We start from the raw sequence: 17,659 nt of genomic DNA on the forward strand, positions 1-17,659 counted from the left end.
ACACACTGATCCATATGGTGGTGCCGCCGTTCCGTCGAGTGACCGCATGAACCGGGGTCAGTCCGTGACGTCGTCACGGAACGTGCCAGAGTGTGGTGACTCGGGTGGATCGCACCCGATGCGTAGGACGTCGGGAAAGGTATCCGCGGCATGTTGTGGTCCGGTCGCCGCCGGGGCGGCAAGAAACAGAAGACGGGCGGACGACAGGCACTCATGTCGATTCCCCTCACCGGTGGGCTGGTCAGCGGCGACGTCCGCGACGACGAGGGCAAACCCCTCGCGGGAGCCCATGTCGCGATCTTCGACCGCTCCAACAAATGCGTGGCCCGCTCGGAGACCGACCCCTATGGCTTCTTCGCCGCCGCTCTGATGCCGGGGGCCTACCGGATCCGAGCAGAGGCGGGTGGCTACCAGAGCTTCCACGAGCGCACCGAGATCGAGTGGGGCACCCACAGTTCGATCGGGAGCCTCACCCTCATCCCGGACGCGACGCTCACCGTGCCCACGCCGGGGCTCTACGAGATCGACCCCGACCACTCGGCGATCCGGTTCGTGGCGCGCCACATCGCGATGTCCCGGGTCTACGGGCAGTTCATGGAGTTCGTCGGGCAGATCTACATCGGCGAGCGCTTCGAGGACTCCCAGGTCGAGGTGCTGATCGACGCCGCGAGCGTCTTCACCAACGCCGAGAAGCGCGACGCCCACCTGCGTTCGGCCGACTTCCTCGACGTCACCCGCTTCCCGAAGCTGCACTTCTCGAGCCACCGCTTCAGCCGTCCCGGCGGCAACCGCTGGCTGATCGACGGCGAGCTCACCCTGCACGGGATGACCAGCGACGTGCAGCTCGACGCCACCTACCTCGGCATGCAGGAGTGGAACGGCATGCGCGCGGGCTGCACCGCCACCACGGAGCTGCACCGCGAGCACTTCACCGTGAACTGGCAGCAGATCCTCGCCCGCGGTGTGCCGGTGGTGGGGTCGACCATCCAGATCACCCTCGACATCCAGGGCATCCTGAAGTCCTGACCCGAGGCCCCTCGCCGGGTGGATCAGTGGGCCTGGCGTTCGGCGAGCCACGCGGTGGCGGTGGTGCCCGCGAGGTCGCGGAAGTCGCGGGAGAGGTGGGCCTGGTCGACGTAGCCGGCGTCGGCGGCGACGGCGGCGAGAGAGGGATGCCGGGGGCCGCGTAGGCGGTCGCACGCCCGCTCGAACCGGATCACGCGCGCGGCGGTCTTCGGGGAGAGGCCGGTCTCGACGCGGAACTTCTCACCGAGATGCCGCCGGCTCCAGCCCACCTCGCCGGCCAGTTCCGATATCCGCAGGTTGCCGCCCGTCTCCTCCAGCCGGTCCCAGGCGTAGCCCACCTCGGGGAGCACGCCCTCGTCCCCGGAACCCCGCGCGGTGAGCGCGGCGAACTCGGTGTCGAGCAGTGCGAACCGCTCCGCCCAGCCGGGCGCCGCGGCGAGCCTGGCCAGCAGCGGCTCCGTGCGCCGCCCCAGCAACGCCTCGAGATCGACGACATCGCCCGCGAGCTCCCCGGCGGGCACTCCGAACAGCGCGCGGGTGCCGCGCCACGTGAGTCGGAGCTGAAGGCCGGTCTGCGGATCGCCGTGCGCGATTTCGGCAGGTTCCTGATGCAGCCCGGCGACCATCGCGACGAACGCGCCGGGCGGCTTGCTCCGGTCGGGGTTGGCGACCATCTCGACCTTGCCGTCGAGGCAGAGCACGAACGTGAGATGGGGTGAGGCCACGCCCTGGTGGACCGAGCGCGGCGAGGCCTCCGTGCGGTAGCCCGCGTAGCCGCTGACGTACGGGCGCACCGGGGCGGCCGGACGGCGCACACACATCCGCCACGAGCCGGGAGCGGGCGCACGCTGCACGTGGCCGACCGAACTGCCGACCGAACCGCCGACCGAAGCCGCCATAACGGGCAGGCTACCGGCGAGGTCCGACAGGCACGTGCCGGAAATCGTCGCGGGCGGACGGGTGCCTCGGAGCCGAGTCCGGCCTACCGCGGGCTGCCCGCCCCACCCGGCTCCACCGGCAGTTGCAGGAGCATCCGCACGTTGCCGAGGGTGTTCGGCTTGACGTGGGCGAGGTCGAGGAACTCGGCCACACCGGCGTCGTAGGAGCGCAGCATCGCGGCGAAGACGTCCGGCTCGACCGGGGTGCCGTCGATCTCGGCGAAGCCGTGGCGGGCGAAGAACTGCTTCTCGAAGGTCAGCACGAACAGCCGGCGCAGCCCCAGCTCACGCGCGCTGCCGATGAGTCCCGTGACGATCGCGTGGCCGACGCCGCGGCCCATCACCCGCGGGTGCACGACCACCGTGCGGATCTCGCCGAGGTCCTCCCACAGGACGTGCAGCGCGCCGCAGCCGACGACCTCGCCGTCGAGTTCGGCGACCAGGAACTCCTGCACCGACTCGTAGAGAGTGACGATCTCCTTGGCCAGCAGCACGCGGCCCGCGTAAGCATCCACGAGCTGCTTGATCGTCCCCACGTCGGCGGTCCTCGCCCGCCGGACGGCCACCGTTGCCACGACGGGTCAGACTAGATCACTGGGGCACGGATACCCTGGTGCCCGTGCCAGAACCCCGCCCTGCCGTGCCCCACTCCGCTATCCCTCCACGCGGTGATGGCGGCGCTCCGCGGCGGGCCGCCCTCCTCACGCTCGGCTGTGCCCGCAACGAGGTCGACTCCGAGGAGCTCGCCGGCAGGCTGGAGGGTTCCGGCTGGGAGCTGGTCGACGCCGACGGCGAGGGCTCGGCCCCGGACGTGATCGTCGTGAACACCTGCGGGTTCGTCGAGCAGGCGAAGAAGGACTCGATCGACACCCTGCTCGCCGCGTCGGACGCCGCGAAGGCCACCGGCGCGAAGGTGGTGGCCGTCGGCTGCCTGGCCGAGCGCTACGGCGCCGAGCTGGCCGAGAGCCTGCCCGAGGCCGATGCGGTGCTCGGCTTCGACGCCTACCCCGACCTCGCGGAACGCCTCTCCGACGTCATCGGCGGCCACGCGCCCGCTCCGCACATCCCGGTCGACCGCCGCACGTTGCTGCCGATCTCGCCGGTCGAGCGGCCGGCCGCCGCGCAGGATGTCGCAGTGCCGGGCCACGCCTGGGTGCCGAACCTCTCCCGCACGCGCCTGTCCGACGGCCCGGTCGCGCCGGTGAAGCTGGCGTCAGGGTGCGACCGCCGGTGCGCGTTCTGCGCGATCCCGTCCTTCCGCGGCTCGTTCGTCTCCCGCCCGCCGGACGACGTGGTGGCGGAGGCCGCCTGGCTCGGGATGCAGGGCGTGCGCGAGATCGTCCTGGTCAGCGAGAACTCCACGTCCTACGGGAAGGACCTGCCCGGCGGCACCCGCGCGCTGGTACAGCTCCTGCCCCGGCTGGGGAGCGTGCCGGGTGTCGACCGCGTCCGGCTCAGCTATCTGCAGCCGGCGGAGGTGCGCCCCGACCTGATCCGGGCCATCGCGACGACGCCCGGTGTCGCGCCGTACTTCGACCTGTCGTTCCAGCACGCGAGCCCGGCGGTACTGCGGCGGATGCGCCGGTTCGGGTCGCGGGAGAACTTCCTCGACCTCTGCGAGCGCATCCGTGACCTCGCGCCCGAGGCCGGGATCCGCAGCAACGTGATCGTCGGGTTCCCGGGGGAGACGGCGGAGGACCTGGAGGAGCTGGAGCAGTTCCTCATCGGGGCGCGGCTCGACGCGGTCGGCGTCTTCGGCTACTCCGACGAGGACGGCACGGAGGCGGCGGGCTACGACGGCAAGTTGCCGCCCGAGGAGGTCACCGCTCGCGTCTCGCGGATCAGCGCTCTGGTCGACGAGCTCATGGCCCAGCGGGCGGAGGACCGCATCGGCACGGAGGTCGAGGTCCTCGTCGAGGCGGAGGAGGACGAGGACTTCGAGTGCACCGGCCGTGCCGCGCACCAGGCGCCCGAGGTCGACGGCGAGTGCGTGTTCGAGCGGGGGTCCGGGCTCGAGGTCGGTGATCTGGTGCGGGCGGTCGTCGTCGGCACCGAGGGCACCGACCTCGTCGTCTCGCCGCGCGAGCTGTTGCCCCGTAGCGACCTGAACGCCGCTCCTCCCCGGAGCGCCGCCAGGGCGGGCGCCGGGCGGGAGTCGGGGTGAGTTCTGCACCCGCCGGCCCGCCGCCGTTGCTGAACATCGCCAACGTGCTCACCGGAGTCCGGTTGCTGTTGGTGCCGGTGTTCGTGGCGGTGCTGTTCGTCCACGACGGCACGAACACGGGCTGGCGGCTCGCCGCGTGCGGTGTCTTCGCGCTCGCCGCGATCACCGACCGGTACGACGGCGAGCTGGCTCGCAAGCGAGGCCTGGTCACGGCGTTCGGGACGATCGCCGACCCGATTGCCGACAAGGCGCTCACCGGCGCGGCCCTGATCGGGCTGTCCATGCTGGACATGCTGCCCTGGTGGGTCACGATCGTGATCATGGTCAGGGAGATCGGCGTGACGGTGCTGCGGTTCTCGGTGCTGCGGCACGGAATCATCCCGGCCAGCCGCGGGGGCAAGGCGAAGACGCTCGTCCAGGCGCTGGCGATCGGGCTCTACCTGCTCCCGCTCACCGACCTGTTCGGCGCGCCCGACGCCGTCGAGGCACTGAGGTGGGCGGTGCTCGCGGTGGCGCTCGCCCTCACCGTCGTCACGGGAGTCGACTACGTCGTCCGGGCGGCGCGGCTGCGGTCCGCCGCCACTGCACCGGTGCCCGACACGAGGTGAGGCGGCGTGTTCGCCGTGGGCGGACGCGACCGTCTGCCGCGTCCGGAGACGCCACGCGGCAGGAATCGGTACGGTGATCTCACCGGCGCGGTGTCCACGTTGGCCGGCGGATGACGAGGAGGGTCGCATGGCGGTGCTGATGCGAGAGGCGATCGGCGGCACTTTGCGGCGTGCGCGCACGGAGCGCAGGCGAACCCTCCGCGAGGTCTCGCGGCGGGCGCGGGTGAGTCTCGGGTACCTGTCCGAGGTGGAGCGGGGCCGCAAGGAGCCCTCCAGCGAGCTTCTCGCAGCCATCTGCGAAGCACTCGACATCGCGCTGCACGAACTGCTCACCGAGGCCGCCGAGACGATCGCCGCCGACGCGCTGGCCGCTGAGGCTGCCACCCTGCGTCGGCCGGTCGGGCTGCGGCACATGGACCTGCGGCTCGCCGGCGCGTCCGACGGACCTGCGGCCCCGTCCAGCCTGCCGTTGTCCCCGGTGTCCCCGCGCCACCCGGTTCCGCAGCCGTCGCCGCAACCCGTGGCGCTGCAGCCTGTCGGGGCGGTCTGCGCGGCGGCCTGACCCGGCCCGAGGTCCCACTATCGTCGTACGCTCACCGGCACCCGTCAGCCTTGCGCGGCGGGTGCCGGTGGTGTATTAGCACGTCGTGGGTCCCTCGGAGACGCCCGGAGCGGTAGCCTGACCTCCGGGTCGCCCCGACGGTGGCCTCCGGATCATCCCCGATATCGTCGGCGCGCGGTGGAAGCCGGGCCTGTCCGATGCCACGATGGGAGCAGACGTACCGGCGACCCGTGCCGGAAGGCCCGGACAACGACATGCAGCGGCGATCGGCGCCGCACTCGGAGGGCGGAGCAGATGGCCAACGGTTTCACGAAGGCCTGGAAGTACTTGATGGCGCTGTTCTCGTCCAAGGTCGACGAGTACGCCGACCCCAAGGTGCAGATCCAACAGGCGATCGAGGACGCCCAGCGGCAGCACCAGGCGCTGTCCCAGCAGGCGGCAGCGGTGATCGGCAACCAGCGTCAGCTCGAGATGAAGCTCAACCGGCAGCTCGGTGAGATCGAGAAGCTGCAGGCCTCGGCCCGGCAGGCGCTCGTGCTGGCCGACCAGGCCCGCGCCTCCGGCGACGAGGTCAAGGCCGGGCAGTACGAGCAGTCCGCGCAGGCGTTCGCCACGCAGCTCGTCACCGCTGAGCAGTCGGTCGAGGACCTCAAGACGCTGCACGACCAGTCGATTCAGGCAGCGGGCCAGGCGAAGCAGGCCGTCGAGCGCAACTCGATGATGCTCCAGCAGAAGATCGCCGAGCGCACGAAGCTGCTCAGCCAGCTCGAGCAGGCGAAGATGCAGGAGCAGGCGGCCGCGTCGCTGCGGCAGATGTCCGAGCTCGCCGCGCCGGGCAACACGCCCTCCCTCGAGGAGGTCCGCGACAAGATCGAGCGGCGCTACGCCAACGCGATCGGTTCCGCGGAGCTGGCGCAGAACTCGGTGCAGGGCCGGATGCTGGAGGTGCAGCAGTCCACGGTCGACATGGCCGGGGCGAGCCGCCTCGAGCAGATCCGCGCCTCGCTGCACGGCACACCGGTTGCGGGCGAGGTCACGGCGGGCGACACCGCCGCCATCCCGGCCAACCCGCAGCTCAACAAGCAGCAGCAGCCCGGCACCGCCTGAGTAGGCCTCCTACCAGCGCTGACGCCGCTCATCCCCCACCGGGGACGGGCGGCGTCGGTCGTTTCGGGGCGACACCGGACGTGGGGAGGGGCCGGGCTGGCAACGGGGGCACCAGTAGGCGATCCGGGCGTAGACGCCGTCCCCCTGCTCGGCGGTGCGGATGCGGGTGCCGCAGCGCCGGCAGTGCTGCCCGCCCCGCTCGAACACCCAGGTCTGACGGCCGCGCGCCAGCTCACCGGTCGTGGACTGCTGCGGGCGGTCGGCGTTGCGCAGCAGCAGCTCGCGGGCCAGCGCGATGGTGGCCGCCGGGTCCGGGACGTCGCGCACGAGCGTCCACGGCGAGAGTCCGAGCAGGAAGCACACCTCGGTCTTGTAGAGGTTCCCGAGGCCCGCCATCACCCGCTGCTCGAGGAGCACGAGCCCGAGCTCGGAGGATCCCCGCGCCGTGAACCGCCGCAGTGCTTCCGCGGCGTGCGTCTCGTCCCACGTGGGGTCGAGCAGGTCGGGCCCGAGATGCCCGACGAGCCGCGCCTCCTCACCGGTCGGGAGCAGCTCCATGTCGTGCAGCGAGAACCCGACGGCGGTGCGTTCGGCGGTCTCGAGCACGGCGCGGGCCTGGTGCGCGGGCCGTTGCCAGGACATTCCGGGCCGGTAGAGGTGCCACGATCCGTCCAACCGCAGGTGGCTGTGCAGGCTGCGGCCGTCGTCGAAGCGGGTGAACAGATGTTTGCCGACGGACGCGACGTCGAGCACGGTGCGTCCGGCGAGGTCGTGCTCCACGAGCCGTGGGTGCCGCAGCTCCCCCCGCACGAGCAAGCGGCCGGAGAGCGCGGCACGTAGGCGCTTACCGGTGAGGTAGACGGTGTCGCCCTCGGGCACGAGCCCGACGGTAGCGCGGGCCGCGCGGGTCCACCGATCGGTGGAGCCGGGGTCCACCGCGGGCGCCCAGGAGTCCGTCGCGACGGCCGATCTCCGCGGGCGCGCGTGGCAGCACCATCATCGACATGCCTGTCATCGAGGTGGATCGGCTGCACAAGCGCTATCGCGACGAGATCGCGGTGCACGACGTCTCCCTTGCCGTGGAGGAGGGGGAGATCTTCGGGATCCTCGGTCGCAACGGCGCAGGGAAGACCACCACCGTGGAGTGCATCGAGGGGTTGCGCTCCCAGGACGGCGGCACGATCTCGGTGCTCGGTCTCGACCCGCAGCGCGACCGCACGGAGCTGCGCCGCGTGCTCGGCATCCAGCTGCAGGCGAGCGAGCTGCCGGACAAGCTGCGTGTCGCGGAGGCCGTCGAGCTCTTCGCCTCGTTCTACCCCTCGCCTGCCGAGCCACGGGAGCTGCTCGAGCGCTGGGGCCTCGCGGCGAAGCGGAACACCGCGTTCGCGAACCTCTCGGGTGGCCAGAAGCAGCGCCTGTCGATCGCGCTCGCGTTGGTCGGGAACCCCCGCGTGGCCATTCTCGACGAGCTGACCACCGGGCTCGACCCGCAGGCTCGGCGCGACGCCTGGGAGTCGATCGAACAGATCCGCCGCGGAGGCGTGACGGTCGTGCTGGTCACCCACTTCATGGAGGAGGCGGAGCGGCTCTGCGACCGCATCGCCGTGATCGACGCGGGCCGTGTGGTCGCAACCGACACCCCGGCCGGGCTCGTGGCCCGGCTCGCAGGCGGCCAGCGGCTGCGCTTCCGCCCGTCGGCTCCGTTCCTCGACGCGGTGCTCACCGACCTCGCCGAGGTGGAGTCGGTACGGCGCCTCGGTCCGCACGTGGAGGTCTCGGGGAGCGGCAATCTGCTGCACGCCGTCACGTCGACGCTGGCCCGCCACCAGGTCGTGCCCGCTGACCTGCGCCTGGAGCAGGCCACCCTCGACGACGCGTTCGTCGCCCTGACCGGCCGCGCGGCCGAGAACTGAGGATCCGGACCGATGAACGAGCTGACGTCCATTGCGCCGGGCACCATCCGCGCACGGCGTCGCGCCGCGAACCCGCTGCTCGCGCTGGCTGCGGCCGAGGCCCGGCTGTTCCTGCGTGACCCCGTGACCGTGCTGCTGGCGATCGCACTCCCCGCGCTCATCCTCGCGGGTCTCGCTGCCGTGCCTGCCCTGCGCGAGCCCGGCGACGTCTTCGGGGGTCTGCGGTTCACGGACTACTTCGCCCCGGCCCTGCTGGCGTTCAACATCGCCGTGCTCGGCCTGCAGAACCTGCCCACCGGGCTCGCGACCTACCGGGAGAAGGGCGTCTTGCGCCGGTTCTCGGCGACGCCGATGCGGCCGTCCGCGGTGCTGGTCGTGCAGCTGGTCATCAACCTTGCGACGGCGGCTGTCGGTACGGCGCTGATGCTGATGGTCGCCGTGCTCGTGCTCGACGTACCGGCGCCGCGGCATCCGGTCGGGTTCGTCCTCGCGTTCCTGCTGGGCACGTCCGCGGTGTTCGCGCTCGGGCTCGTGATCGCTGCACTGGCGCCGCGCGCCCGGCTCGCCACGGGAATCGGCACCGTCGCGTTCTTCCTGACGCAGTTCTTCTCGGGGGTGTACCTGCCCAAGTTCCTGCTCCCGGACGTCGTCGTGCGCATCGGTGAGTTCGTTCCGCCGGCAACAGCTGCCTTCCAGGCCGCCTGGCTGGGGGACGGGCCGGCGCCGTCACAGCTCGTGGTCATGGCGGTCATTGCAGTGACCGCGACGACGGTGGCCGCTAGATTCTTCCGGTGGGAGTGAGGCCATGAGCGGCACCGGTGCGGGTGCGGCGACCGCCGGGTCGTGCACGGGCGGCGGGGTCGGCCCCCTTCCCGGCAGCGACGAGAGGCTCGACGCGCGGGAGCGCAAGCTCGACTCGCTCTTCGAGCGCTACTCGCCGTATTTCGGCCTGGTCGTCGGAACCGTGCTCACTCCGTTCGTCCTTCCGTCCACACCGGGTTTCTGGCTCGTCACGGGTTCCCTCGTGATCCTCAACGCGGGCTGGACGCTCGTGTTCGCGTCCCGGCAGCCCGCCCGCGCGTCGAATCCGCTGGTGGGCGCGGTGTACGTGGGTGGCCTGCTGATCATGATGGCGACGCTCGTATATCTCTCGCCCTTCTACGGGTTTCAGGCCTTCGCCGGGTACTCGCATTCGTTCCAGTACCTCCGTGGTCTTTGGCGCTGGGCCGGCGTGGTGGCCACGGCGGTGCTCGCCGCGTACGCCCAGCTCGGCGGGGGACTGGTCGACGAGTTCACCCCTGCTGTCATCGCTGGCTGGGCGGCGCTCGCGGTGGTCAACGGCGGGATGGCGGGCGGGCTCACCTACTTCGGGGTGCTGTCGGCGCAGCAGTCCCAACGCAGGCAGGACATGATCGTCGAGCTCAACGAGGCCAATCGGCGTTTGTCGGAGACGCTGGAGGAGAACGCAGGCCTGCACGCCCGCCTACTGGTGCAAGCCCGGGAGGCCGGGGTGCTCGACGAGCGGGCGCGGCTGGCGCGGGAGATCCACGACACGATTGCGCAGGGCCTGACGGGCATCGTCACCCAACTCGAGGCCGCTGGGGCCGCCGACGACGACCCGGACGTCCGGCGCCGCCACATGGACACCGCGAGCGCGCTCGCTCGGGAGAGCCTCAGCGAGGCCCGCCGCTCCGTCGACGCGCTCGCGCCCGCACAGCTCGTCGAGACGCAACTGCCTGACGCCATCGCCCAGATGGGCAAGTCGTGGGCGGAGACCACGGGCGTCGAGCTGGTCGTCGAGACCACCGGCGATCCACGGCCGTTGCTGCCGGAGCTGGAGGTCGTGCTGTTCCGGGTGGCGCAGGAGGCGCTCGCCAACGTCGGGAAGCACGCGGAGGCCGACCGGGCCGGGCTGACGCTGTCCTACATGGACGACGTGGTGGTGCTCGACGTGCGCGACGACGGGCGTGGTTTCACACCAGGGTTCGGCAGTCGGCAGGACGCAGGCTCCGGTTTCGGCATCGCGGGGATGGAGCAGCGGGTGCGGCGGGTGGCGGGCACGCTGGCCGTGGAGAGCACCCCCGGGGAGGGGGCAGCGGTGAGCGCGACCGTCCCGGCGATCCCTGCGGAGGTACGGGCATGACAGGGAAGATCAGAGTGCTGATCGTCGACGACCACCCGGTCGTCCGCGACGGGTTGCGTGGCGTGATCGACGGCCAGCCGGACATGCACGTGGTGGGGGAGGCCGGGCACGGCGCCGAGGCGCTCGCCCGCGTGGACGCCGAGCCGGTCGACGTCGTCCTGATGGACCTGCGGATGCCGATCATGGGCGGGGTCGAGGCCATCGGGCAGCTGCGCCACGCCGCACCGTCGGTGCGGGTGCTCGTGCTCACCACGTTCGACACCGACCGTGACGTGCTGCCGGCGATCGAGGCGGGCGCCACCGGCTATCTGCTGAAGGACACCCCGCGCGACGAGCTGCTGCGGGCCGTCCGCGCCGCGCACCGCGGGGAGGCCGTGCTGTCGCCGGCTGTTGCCGGGCGTCTGATGGGGCAGGTCAGGACCCCGGCCCAGGACACTCTCAGCGGCCGGGAGCTGGAAGTGCTGCGATTGGTGGCCGCGGGGTTCACCAACCGTGAGGCCGCTCAGAAGCTCTTCATCAGCGAGGCCACCGTGAAGACCCACCTGCTGCACATCTACGCGAAGCTCGGCGTGCGCGACCGGGCCTCCGCGGTGGCGGCCGGGTACCAGCGGGGCCTGCTGGTACCCGAGGAGCGCTGACGCCGCTCAGACCGGGATCGGCGTGCGCACGGCGTAGAGGACGTCGTCCCGTACGTGCGTGAAACCCAGCCGCGCGGCGACTGCGAGGCTCCCGGTGTTGTCGGGTGACGTCGTCCACGACGGGACGTGGCCGCGGGCCCTGATGTCCCTGATCACCGCGGCCGCGCTCGCGGTCGACAGGCCGCGGCGGCGATGGGCCTGCACCGTCACCACGCCGATGTCCTCGTACTCACCGCCCACGTAGAACGGCGCGGCGATCGACACCGGCTCGCCGTCCACGATGCCCGCATAGGCGACACCCGCGGCGAGGAGCCCGGCCACACCGCCCCACGTCTCGTGGATCCACGCGTCCTCGGCGCCGAGCCCGGCGAGCGCCGGTGCGTCGGCCGGGGTGAGCAGCCGGACGTGATCACGGGGTGGCGGCACGACCGCGTCGTCCGGGAGTACGGCGACCAGCCTGTCCCACACGCCTGTGGCCGGATCCAGGGTGCGCAGGGCGGGCAGCCACTCCGGCGGAGCGTCGACGAACCCGGTCACGTCCTCGAGGTCGCCGGGCTCCAGCTGTGCAGGGTCACCACGCAGGGCGTAGTTCCCGGGCAGCTCGGCCAGCACCACCTGCGGATGCGGCCACCGATCCACGCGGCACCGGCCATGGCCCGTACGGACGACGTGCTCGAAGATCAACGGTCCCGGCCGCTCCGGGGCGAACCACGGACGAAGCTGCGGCAGCGCGTCGGCCGGAACGGGGCGCATAGCTCGCCACCCTGGTGCGAAGCCGGGCCCGGCGCCACCGATAAACGGTACGGTTGCGGGATGAGGACGGCGACGGCGCAGGCACTGGGCCTGCTCCTGCTCGGGTCCGTGCTCGTCAGCACTGCCGTGATCCTCGAGCAGTCGCTGCTCATGGGCGTGCTCGGAGCCCTGCTCTGCGCCTGGGGCCTGGCCCGCCGACCCGCTCTCGTCCTCCTCGCCGGTGCCGAGGCCCGTGTCGCCGTGGCGACGCGGGAGCACCATCGGGCGCTCGCGTCCCGCGCCGTTCCCCGCCAGCGCGACCCGGACGCCGACGGCCACACCCGGTCGCGCGCCCCGTCGGAGCTCCTCCCGGCGGTGTAGCGCTGCGCGTGGCGCCGCCGGACGAGTCCCGTTCCGGCTGCCCTGGAGTCCCGTCATGCCCGTTCTCGTCGTCCTTGCCGTCCCCTGCCCGGGGGGCGCGTCGTGCTAGATCCCGTCTACTACGCCGTCTCCGCCGTCATGTGGTGCTGGCACCAGCTCTTCGGCCTGCTGCTCGGCCCGTCCAGTGGGGTCGCGTGGGCGCTGTCGGTCGTCTTCCTCGTGCTCACCCTGCGGGCCCTGTTGATCCGGCCCTTCATCGCCCAGGTGCGCTCGGCCCGAGCCATGCGCGTGATCGCGCCCCGGCTCGCCGAGCTCCGCAAGCTCTACGCCGACGACCGTCCGCGGCTGATGAAGGAGACGAAGGCGCTCCAGAGCGCGCACGGGGTGAACCTCCTGGGCGGTTTACTGCCTGCGCTGCTGCAGTTGCCCGTGTTCCTCGGGCTCTTGCACGTGCTGCGCTACTTCAACCGCCCCGGGCTGACGTTCGAGCAGAACGCCGCCCTCCCGAACTACGTCTTCGGCCCCGACCAGGTGCGCTCGTTCCTCGAGGCCCGGCTGTTCGGGGCGCCGCTGTCGGCGTACCTGAGCATGCCCCAGCAACTCCTCGACTCCTTCGGGGGCCACGTGGAGCGCTTCGACGTCGCGGTGGTGGCGTTGCCGTTGATGCTCGTCGCGGCCGTGGCCACCCACTTCAGCGCGCGGCACTCGGCGCAGCAGCAGCCGCCCGACAGCCCGACCGCGTCGGCCATGCGGTTCACCCCGTGGATCTTCCCGCTCGGTGCGCTGGTCGGCGGGCTGTTCTTCCCGTTCCCGATCGCGATCCTCATCTACTGGCTGACCAACAACGCCTGGACCCTCGTCCAGCAGCGGATCGTGTTCAGCCGCCTGCCTGCGATTCCGCCCGCACCCGCGCCGGTGGTGACGGCCGCGCCCGCACTCGTCCCGGCCGACGCTCCCGCCACTCCCACCGTGACCCAGGCCGGCGGTGGCGGAACGGGGAAACGCAAACGGCACGCCTCGGGCCACCTCCGGAGCCGCCGTCGCCGCTGACTCCCGCCTTCGACTCGCGGGTCAGCGGGCGGGTTCGGTGGTGAAGTCGTCCCAGTGGACGTGGCGCGTCATCGTCCAGTAGTCGACGATCCGCCACGGCAACGCGGAGATGACGCGGCCGGCGCTGTTGCGGTACCAGTTGCCCATGCCGGGATGCGACCAGATCATCCGCGCGTGCGCCTCGTCGTGCCTGCGGGAGTAGTCGGCGTAGACCTCGCGCCGCACCTCGATCGCGCCGATCCCGCGTTCGGTCATCACCGTCAGGGCCTCGACGATGTAGCGGACCTCGCTCTCGGCGATCGTGATGTAGCTGCCGCCGTGGCCGAGCACGGTGCCGGGGCCGCCGATCAGGAAGAGGTTCGGGAAACCGGGCACCGACATGCCCAGGTAAGCGTCGGCGTTCTCGGGCCCCCACACCTCCCGGACCGACTGCCCAGCGCGTCCACGCAGGTCCAGGGGATACAGGTACCTGTAGGTCTCGAAGCCGGTGCAGATCACCACGACGTCGGCGCCGACCTCCGTGCCGTCCGCCGCCCGGACGCCGGTGGGCGTGATCGCCGCGACCGGCTCGGTGAGGAGATCGACGTCGTCGCGGCGCAGCGCGGCGAACCAGCCGTTGTCCAGCAACATCCGCTTACCGAACGGCGGGTAGTCCGGAAGCGCCTTCTGCACGAGGTCGTCGCGCCCGTCCAGCTCCTCCATGAGGTAGCGGGTGAAGTAGCGCCGGTGCGAGTCGTTGATGGCATTGACCGAACGCTCGGGATGCTGCCATTCCGGGTCGATCTGTAGCGACGGGTGCACCTTGTCGTTCATGGTCCAGGCCAGCCTGGTGCGGTACCAGCGACGGTAGAAGGGCACGCGCTCGATCAGTAGCCGGGCGCCGTCGGGAATGGACGCGAAGTAGACGGCGTTCGGCGCGACCCACTGCCGAGAGCGCTGAAACACCGTGACGTGGGCGGCGTGGCCGGCGATCGCCGGCACGATCTGCATCGCGCTCGCCCCCGTCCCGACGACGGCCACCCGCTTACCGGTGATGTCGAGGTCGGCGGGCCAGCGGGCGGAGTGGAAGATCGGGCCCCGGAAGTCGCCGAGTCCGGGCAGGTCGGGGACCTTCGGACGGTTCAGCACACCCACCGCGGTGATCACGGCGTTCGCGTCGAGCTCCTCGCCGTCCGTGGTGCGTACCGTCCAGCGCTGCCTGCGGGCGTCGTAGGTGGCGCCTGCCGCTTCGGTGCCGAACCGGATCATCCCGCGCAGGTCGTAGCGGTCGGCCACATCGCGCAGATACGCGAGCACCTCGTCGCGTTTGCCGAAGTGGGTGGTCCACTGCCTCGGGGCGAACGAGAAGGAGTACAGGTGGCTCGGGGTGTCGACCCCGGCGCCGGGGTAGCCGTTCTCCAGCCACGTGCCGCCGACATCGTCGTTCTTCTCCAGGACGACGCAGCTGATCCCCGCCTCCCGGAGCCGGATCGCGGCGAGCATGCCCGACAGGCCGGCCCCGATGACGACGACCCGGAACCCCGTGCCCGGCGCAACGGCGCGTACGGGTTCCGGCGTGCGGAAGCCCATGTCCTCCGCCGCCATGGCCTCGTACTCGGCGGGAACCGGCTCGCCCACCGCGAGGCTCATCAATTCGACGAGAAAAGGGCCGGTCGGAGCGGGCACGGCGGGCGGCCGGCCCGCCGACCAGGCCAGCACCGCATCGACTGCCGCAGCCCGGATCTCGGCCCGGACCGGCTCGGCGAACCCGCCGTCGTCGTTGTCGTCCATCCCGCGACCCCGGGTGGGGCGGTAGGGGTCGGCGAGCCAGCGGGGATCGCCGGTGAGTTGGTAGAGCACCACGACGAGCGTCGGCAGGTTGGCGCTTTCCATGGCCGAGGTCAGTGACTCGCGGTCCAGCGGTGCACCTGGTGCGGGATCGGTGAGGGCGTCGCCGGCTGGGGTCATGCTGCGAGGCTAACCGCCGTTAGGTAAACACGAAATGTCGGCCCCTTGACGTCTGTACTGTTGCCGATGACCTGCCGGTCCACTCCTAACCACAGACAGGAAATCGAGACTGATGGAGCTCACCCGGGCCACGCCCAGGAATGGTGCGCACCCCGCTGACACCGTCCCCGGGGCCGCAGCGACGATGGTGTTCGTGGAGAGGGACTGACCACCGTGTCCGACATCGCATGGCAGCACCGGGCTCCGGTCGGCCGGGCCACCATCGGCGACCAGCTGCGCCGCCACGCCCGCACCCAACCGGACAAGACCGCGTTCGTCGCCTATGACGCCGTGGGGGCGCGCACCCGGATCACCTACGGGGAGCTCGACCGCCGCGCCAACCGGTTCGCGCATCTCCTACTCGGCCGCTCGGTCCGCCGGGGGGATGTCGTCGCAGTGGTTGCTCGCAACAGCGTGGACGTCGTCGCTCTCTACTACGGGACGCTCAAGATCGGCGCCGCGCTGAGCCCCGTCAACGTGATGTTCGGGAAGGGGGAGATCGGCCAGCAGCTCACGCATGCCGAGCCGGTGGTGGTGGTCGCCGACAAGGAGTTCACCGACCGCGTCTCGGCGGCCTACCCCGATGCCCCGCTCCTGACGTTCGACGAGCCACTCGAACGCGCGCTCGCCGAGCAACCCGACATCGAGCCCGTGGCCGATGTCGACGAGCAGGACGTCGCGATGCTCGTCTACACCAGCGGCACGGAGGCAGCGCCGAAGGGCGTGCTGATCCAGCACCGCAACTACCTGATCTCCACGGCACCGGCATGGGGCTGGGGTCTTCAGACAGGCCCGGACGACACCTGGCTCTTCGTCATGCCCTTCCACACGATCTCAGGGCTCGGTTCGATGACCACGCTCACGCTGATGGGCGCCACCCTGGTGCTGCCCGCGAGCACGGACGCCGCGCGGTCGCTGGAGATCATCGCCCGGGAATGCGTCACGGTGATCGCGCAGACCCCGACGTTCTACCTCGGGCTCGCCGGGCAGGCGGGGTTCGGACCCGCCGCCGTCAGCGCCGTCCGCCGCTGCCTGACGTACGGCGGGCAGGTCACGCCCGCGGTGATCGAGGCCTGGTCCGAGGCAGCTCCCGGCGTGCTGTGGGGCACCTACTGGGGGCAGTCGGAGCTGTCCCAGCTCGGCACGGTGGGCTGGTTCTCCACCCTGGCCGACGTACCCGGCGGCGACACGTCATGGATCGGCAAGCCGGTGACGCACCTGGAGGTGCGGGTGGTCGACGCCGACGGCAACGACACCGAGCTCGGCGAGCTCGTATGTCGGTCGCCCTCGGTGATGCTCGGATATCATCGGGAACCCGCGAAGACGGAGAACGTGCTCCGCGGCGGCTGGTTGCACACCGGCGACATCGTGCGGATCGACGGCGAGGGCAACCTGTTCTTCCACGACCGGCTCACCGACGTGATCAAGTCGGGCGGGATGAACGTCTCGTCGCAGGAGGTGGAGCGGGTGCTGCAGGCACATCCCGCCGTTCTGCGCGCTGCGGTGGTCGGCCGGCCCGACCCGGTGTGGTCCGAGGCGGTCACCGCGTTCGTCGTGCCGCGGCCCGGCGCCACCCCCGAGCGCGACGCGATCGTGGCGTTCTGCCGGGAGCAGCTCGCGGCCTTCAAGGTGCCCAAGGCCGTGCACGTCGTGGCGGAGCTGCCGGTGGACGCCCAGGGCAAGATCCTCAAGCGTGAGCTGCGCACGGCGGAGATTCCGCCGTGAGTGCCCCGAAGCGGCTCGACGAGCCCTCCTCGGCCCAGCCCGTTCCGGCCGCACGGCGGTCGGGCCGGGTTCGCCGCGAGGAGATCGTCGCCGCGGCCGCGCGGATCTTCGCCCGGCAGGGCTACGCGGCTGTCGGGATGCGCGACATCGCGGAGGCGGTCGGCATCCGGGGTGCGAGCCTCTACCACCACTTCCCGGCCAAGGAAGAGATCCTCTACGAGGTCTGCCTGACCGTCACCCGGGAGCTGAACGAGCAGAACCTCCCGTTTCTCGACGCACCGGGCACGCCCGCACAGCGCCTCGCCGCATTCGTGCGTGCGCACCTCGAGTTCCTGCACCCCCGCCGCGTCGAGCACATGGTGGGCCTGCACGAGCTCGCCGCGCTCACACCGGCCCACCGTGCCGAGATCGACGAGTACCGCCGCTACTACCAGCGCCGCGTGCGGGACGTGATCGCTGCCGGGATGAGGTCCGGGGAGTTCACTGCCATCGATGCCCGGCTCGCCGCGTTCGCGGCGTTCGGCGTGCTCAACGGGATCAGCACCTGGTTTCACGACGACGGTGAGCTGGGCCTCGAGGAGGTCGTTCGCGGCTACGTGGTGCTGATCGTCGGCAGGATGCTCGGAGCGCGCGAGTACGCCGATGACCAGGCAGGAGTGCTCCCGAACAGCCCGCAGACCTGAGGA

18 protein-coding genes are annotated in these 17,659 nt (G+C 71.3%); 13 read left to right on the forward strand and 5 right to left on the reverse strand.

Going from position 1 to position 17,659, the window contains the following annotated elements; genetic code table 11:
• Window positions 1-150: 150 nt before the first annotated feature.
• Window positions 151-1,026 (forward strand): YceI family protein, encoded by an 876-nt coding sequence (locus ACQPZQ_RS10260; protein WP_433294428.1) that lies wholly within the window; start codon window positions 151-153, stop codon window positions 1,024-1,026.
• A 23-nt stretch (window positions 1,027-1,049) separates the two neighbouring features.
• Here the strand turns inward: ACQPZQ_RS10260 and ACQPZQ_RS10265 are convergent, their stop codons facing one another.
• Complete coding sequence (locus ACQPZQ_RS10265; protein ID WP_433294430.1) at window positions 1,050-1,925, reverse strand: helix-turn-helix domain-containing protein; 876 nt, start codon at window positions 1,923-1,925, stop codon at window positions 1,050-1,052.
• 83 nt (window positions 1,926-2,008) lie between these two features.
• Window positions 2,009-2,539: an amino-acid N-acetyltransferase gene (locus ACQPZQ_RS10270; protein WP_433294432.1), complete on the reverse strand. Its 531-nt coding sequence runs from the start codon at window positions 2,537-2,539 to the stop codon at window positions 2,009-2,011.
• 65 nt (window positions 2,540-2,604) lie between these two features.
• Between ACQPZQ_RS10270 and rimO the strand changes: the two genes are divergently transcribed.
• The 4 genes from rimO (at window position 2,605) to ACQPZQ_RS10290 (ending at window position 6,405) form a co-directional block, all read left to right on the forward strand.
• A complete protein-coding gene (gene rimO, locus ACQPZQ_RS10275) occupies window positions 2,605-4,128 on the forward strand; it encodes a 30S ribosomal protein S12 methylthiotransferase RimO (RefSeq protein WP_433299108.1) in 1,524 nt (507 codons plus the stop codon).
• Complete coding sequence (gene pgsA / locus ACQPZQ_RS10280) at window positions 4,125-4,736, forward strand: CDP-diacylglycerol--glycerol-3-phosphate 3-phosphatidyltransferase (RefSeq protein WP_433294434.1); 612 nt, start codon at window positions 4,125-4,127, stop codon at window positions 4,734-4,736. The genes rimO and pgsA overlap by 4 nt, the downstream gene beginning before the upstream one ends.
• 127 nt (window positions 4,737-4,863) lie before the next feature.
• Complete coding sequence (locus tag ACQPZQ_RS10285; RefSeq protein WP_433294436.1) at window positions 4,864-5,298, forward strand: helix-turn-helix domain-containing protein; 435 nt, start codon at window positions 4,864-4,866, stop codon at window positions 5,296-5,298.
• A gap of 294 nt (window positions 5,299-5,592) precedes the next feature.
• Window positions 5,593-6,405, forward strand: a complete 813-nt coding sequence (locus ACQPZQ_RS10290; RefSeq protein WP_241040119.1) for a PspA/IM30 family protein — start codon at window positions 5,593-5,595, stop codon at window positions 6,403-6,405.
• Window positions 6,406-6,414: 9 nt separating this feature from the next.
• On the opposite strand, the gene ACQPZQ_RS10295 is transcribed toward ACQPZQ_RS10290, so the two are convergent.
• Complete coding sequence (locus ACQPZQ_RS10295; protein ID WP_433294438.1) at window positions 6,415-7,284, reverse strand: DNA-formamidopyrimidine glycosylase family protein; 870 nt, start codon at window positions 7,282-7,284, stop codon at window positions 6,415-6,417.
• A gap of 125 nt (window positions 7,285-7,409) precedes the next feature.
• Between ACQPZQ_RS10295 and ACQPZQ_RS10300 the strand changes: the two genes are divergently transcribed.
• From ACQPZQ_RS10300 to ACQPZQ_RS10315, 4 genes are read left to right on the forward strand one after another with little or no spacing between them, the layout of a single operon-like run.
• The gene (locus ACQPZQ_RS10300) at window positions 7,410-8,318 is read left to right on the forward strand and encodes an ABC transporter ATP-binding protein (RefSeq protein ID WP_433294440.1); all 909 of its coding nucleotides are present in this window, start codon (window positions 7,410-7,412) and stop codon (window positions 8,316-8,318) included.
• Window positions 8,319-8,330: 12 nt separating this feature from the next.
• A complete protein-coding gene (locus tag ACQPZQ_RS10305; protein WP_433294442.1) occupies window positions 8,331-9,119 on the forward strand; it encodes an ABC transporter permease in 789 nt (262 codons plus the stop codon).
• Window positions 9,120-9,123: 4 nt separating this feature from the next.
• Window positions 9,124-10,461: a sensor histidine kinase gene (locus tag ACQPZQ_RS10310; RefSeq protein ID WP_433294444.1), complete on the forward strand. Its 1,338-nt coding sequence runs from the start codon at window positions 9,124-9,126 to the stop codon at window positions 10,459-10,461.
• A complete protein-coding gene (locus ACQPZQ_RS10315; RefSeq protein ID WP_433294446.1) occupies window positions 10,458-11,099 on the forward strand; it encodes a response regulator in 642 nt (213 codons plus the stop codon). The genes ACQPZQ_RS10310 and ACQPZQ_RS10315 overlap by 4 nt, the downstream gene beginning before the upstream one ends.
• Window positions 11,100-11,105: 6 nt before the next feature.
• On the opposite strand, the gene ACQPZQ_RS10320 is transcribed toward ACQPZQ_RS10315, so the two are convergent.
• Entirely contained in the window at window positions 11,106-11,852 is a 747-nt protein-coding gene (locus ACQPZQ_RS10320) for a GNAT family N-acetyltransferase (RefSeq protein WP_433294449.1), read from the reverse strand.
• A gap of 60 nt (window positions 11,853-11,912) precedes the next feature.
• Between ACQPZQ_RS10320 and ACQPZQ_RS10325 the strand changes: the two genes are divergently transcribed.
• Both ACQPZQ_RS10325 and yidC read left to right on the forward strand, forming a co-directional pair.
• Complete coding sequence (locus ACQPZQ_RS10325; protein ID WP_433294451.1) at window positions 11,913-12,212, forward strand: DUF6412 domain-containing protein; 300 nt, start codon at window positions 11,913-11,915, stop codon at window positions 12,210-12,212.
• A 102-nt stretch (window positions 12,213-12,314) separates the two neighbouring features.
• A complete protein-coding gene (gene yidC / locus ACQPZQ_RS10330; RefSeq protein ID WP_433294453.1) occupies window positions 12,315-13,262 on the forward strand; it encodes a membrane protein insertase YidC in 948 nt (315 codons plus the stop codon).
• Between the two features lie 21 nt (window positions 13,263-13,283).
• On the opposite strand, the gene ACQPZQ_RS10335 is transcribed toward yidC, so the two are convergent.
• Window positions 13,284-15,209, reverse strand: a complete 1,926-nt coding sequence (locus ACQPZQ_RS10335; RefSeq protein WP_433294455.1) for a flavin-containing monooxygenase — start codon at window positions 15,207-15,209, stop codon at window positions 13,284-13,286.
• Between the two features lie 213 nt (window positions 15,210-15,422).
• Between ACQPZQ_RS10335 and ACQPZQ_RS10340 the strand changes: the two genes are divergently transcribed.
• Both ACQPZQ_RS10340 and ACQPZQ_RS10345 read left to right on the forward strand, forming a co-directional pair.
• Window positions 15,423-16,973: a class I adenylate-forming enzyme family protein gene (locus tag ACQPZQ_RS10340; protein ID WP_433294457.1), complete on the forward strand. Its 1,551-nt coding sequence runs from the start codon at window positions 15,423-15,425 to the stop codon at window positions 16,971-16,973.
• The gene (locus tag ACQPZQ_RS10345; RefSeq protein ID WP_433294459.1) at window positions 16,970-17,656 is read left to right on the forward strand and encodes a TetR/AcrR family transcriptional regulator; all 687 of its coding nucleotides are present in this window, start codon (window positions 16,970-16,972) and stop codon (window positions 17,654-17,656) included. Before ACQPZQ_RS10340 ends, ACQPZQ_RS10345 begins: the two co-directional genes overlap by 4 nt.
• Window positions 17,657-17,659 lie beyond the last annotated feature (3 nt).

This window comes from Pseudonocardia sp. CA-142604 (genome assembly GCF_050948475.1).
In the GTDB taxonomy this organism is placed as follows: Bacteria; Actinomycetota; Actinomycetes; order Mycobacteriales; family Pseudonocardiaceae; genus Pseudonocardia; species Pseudonocardia alaniniphila.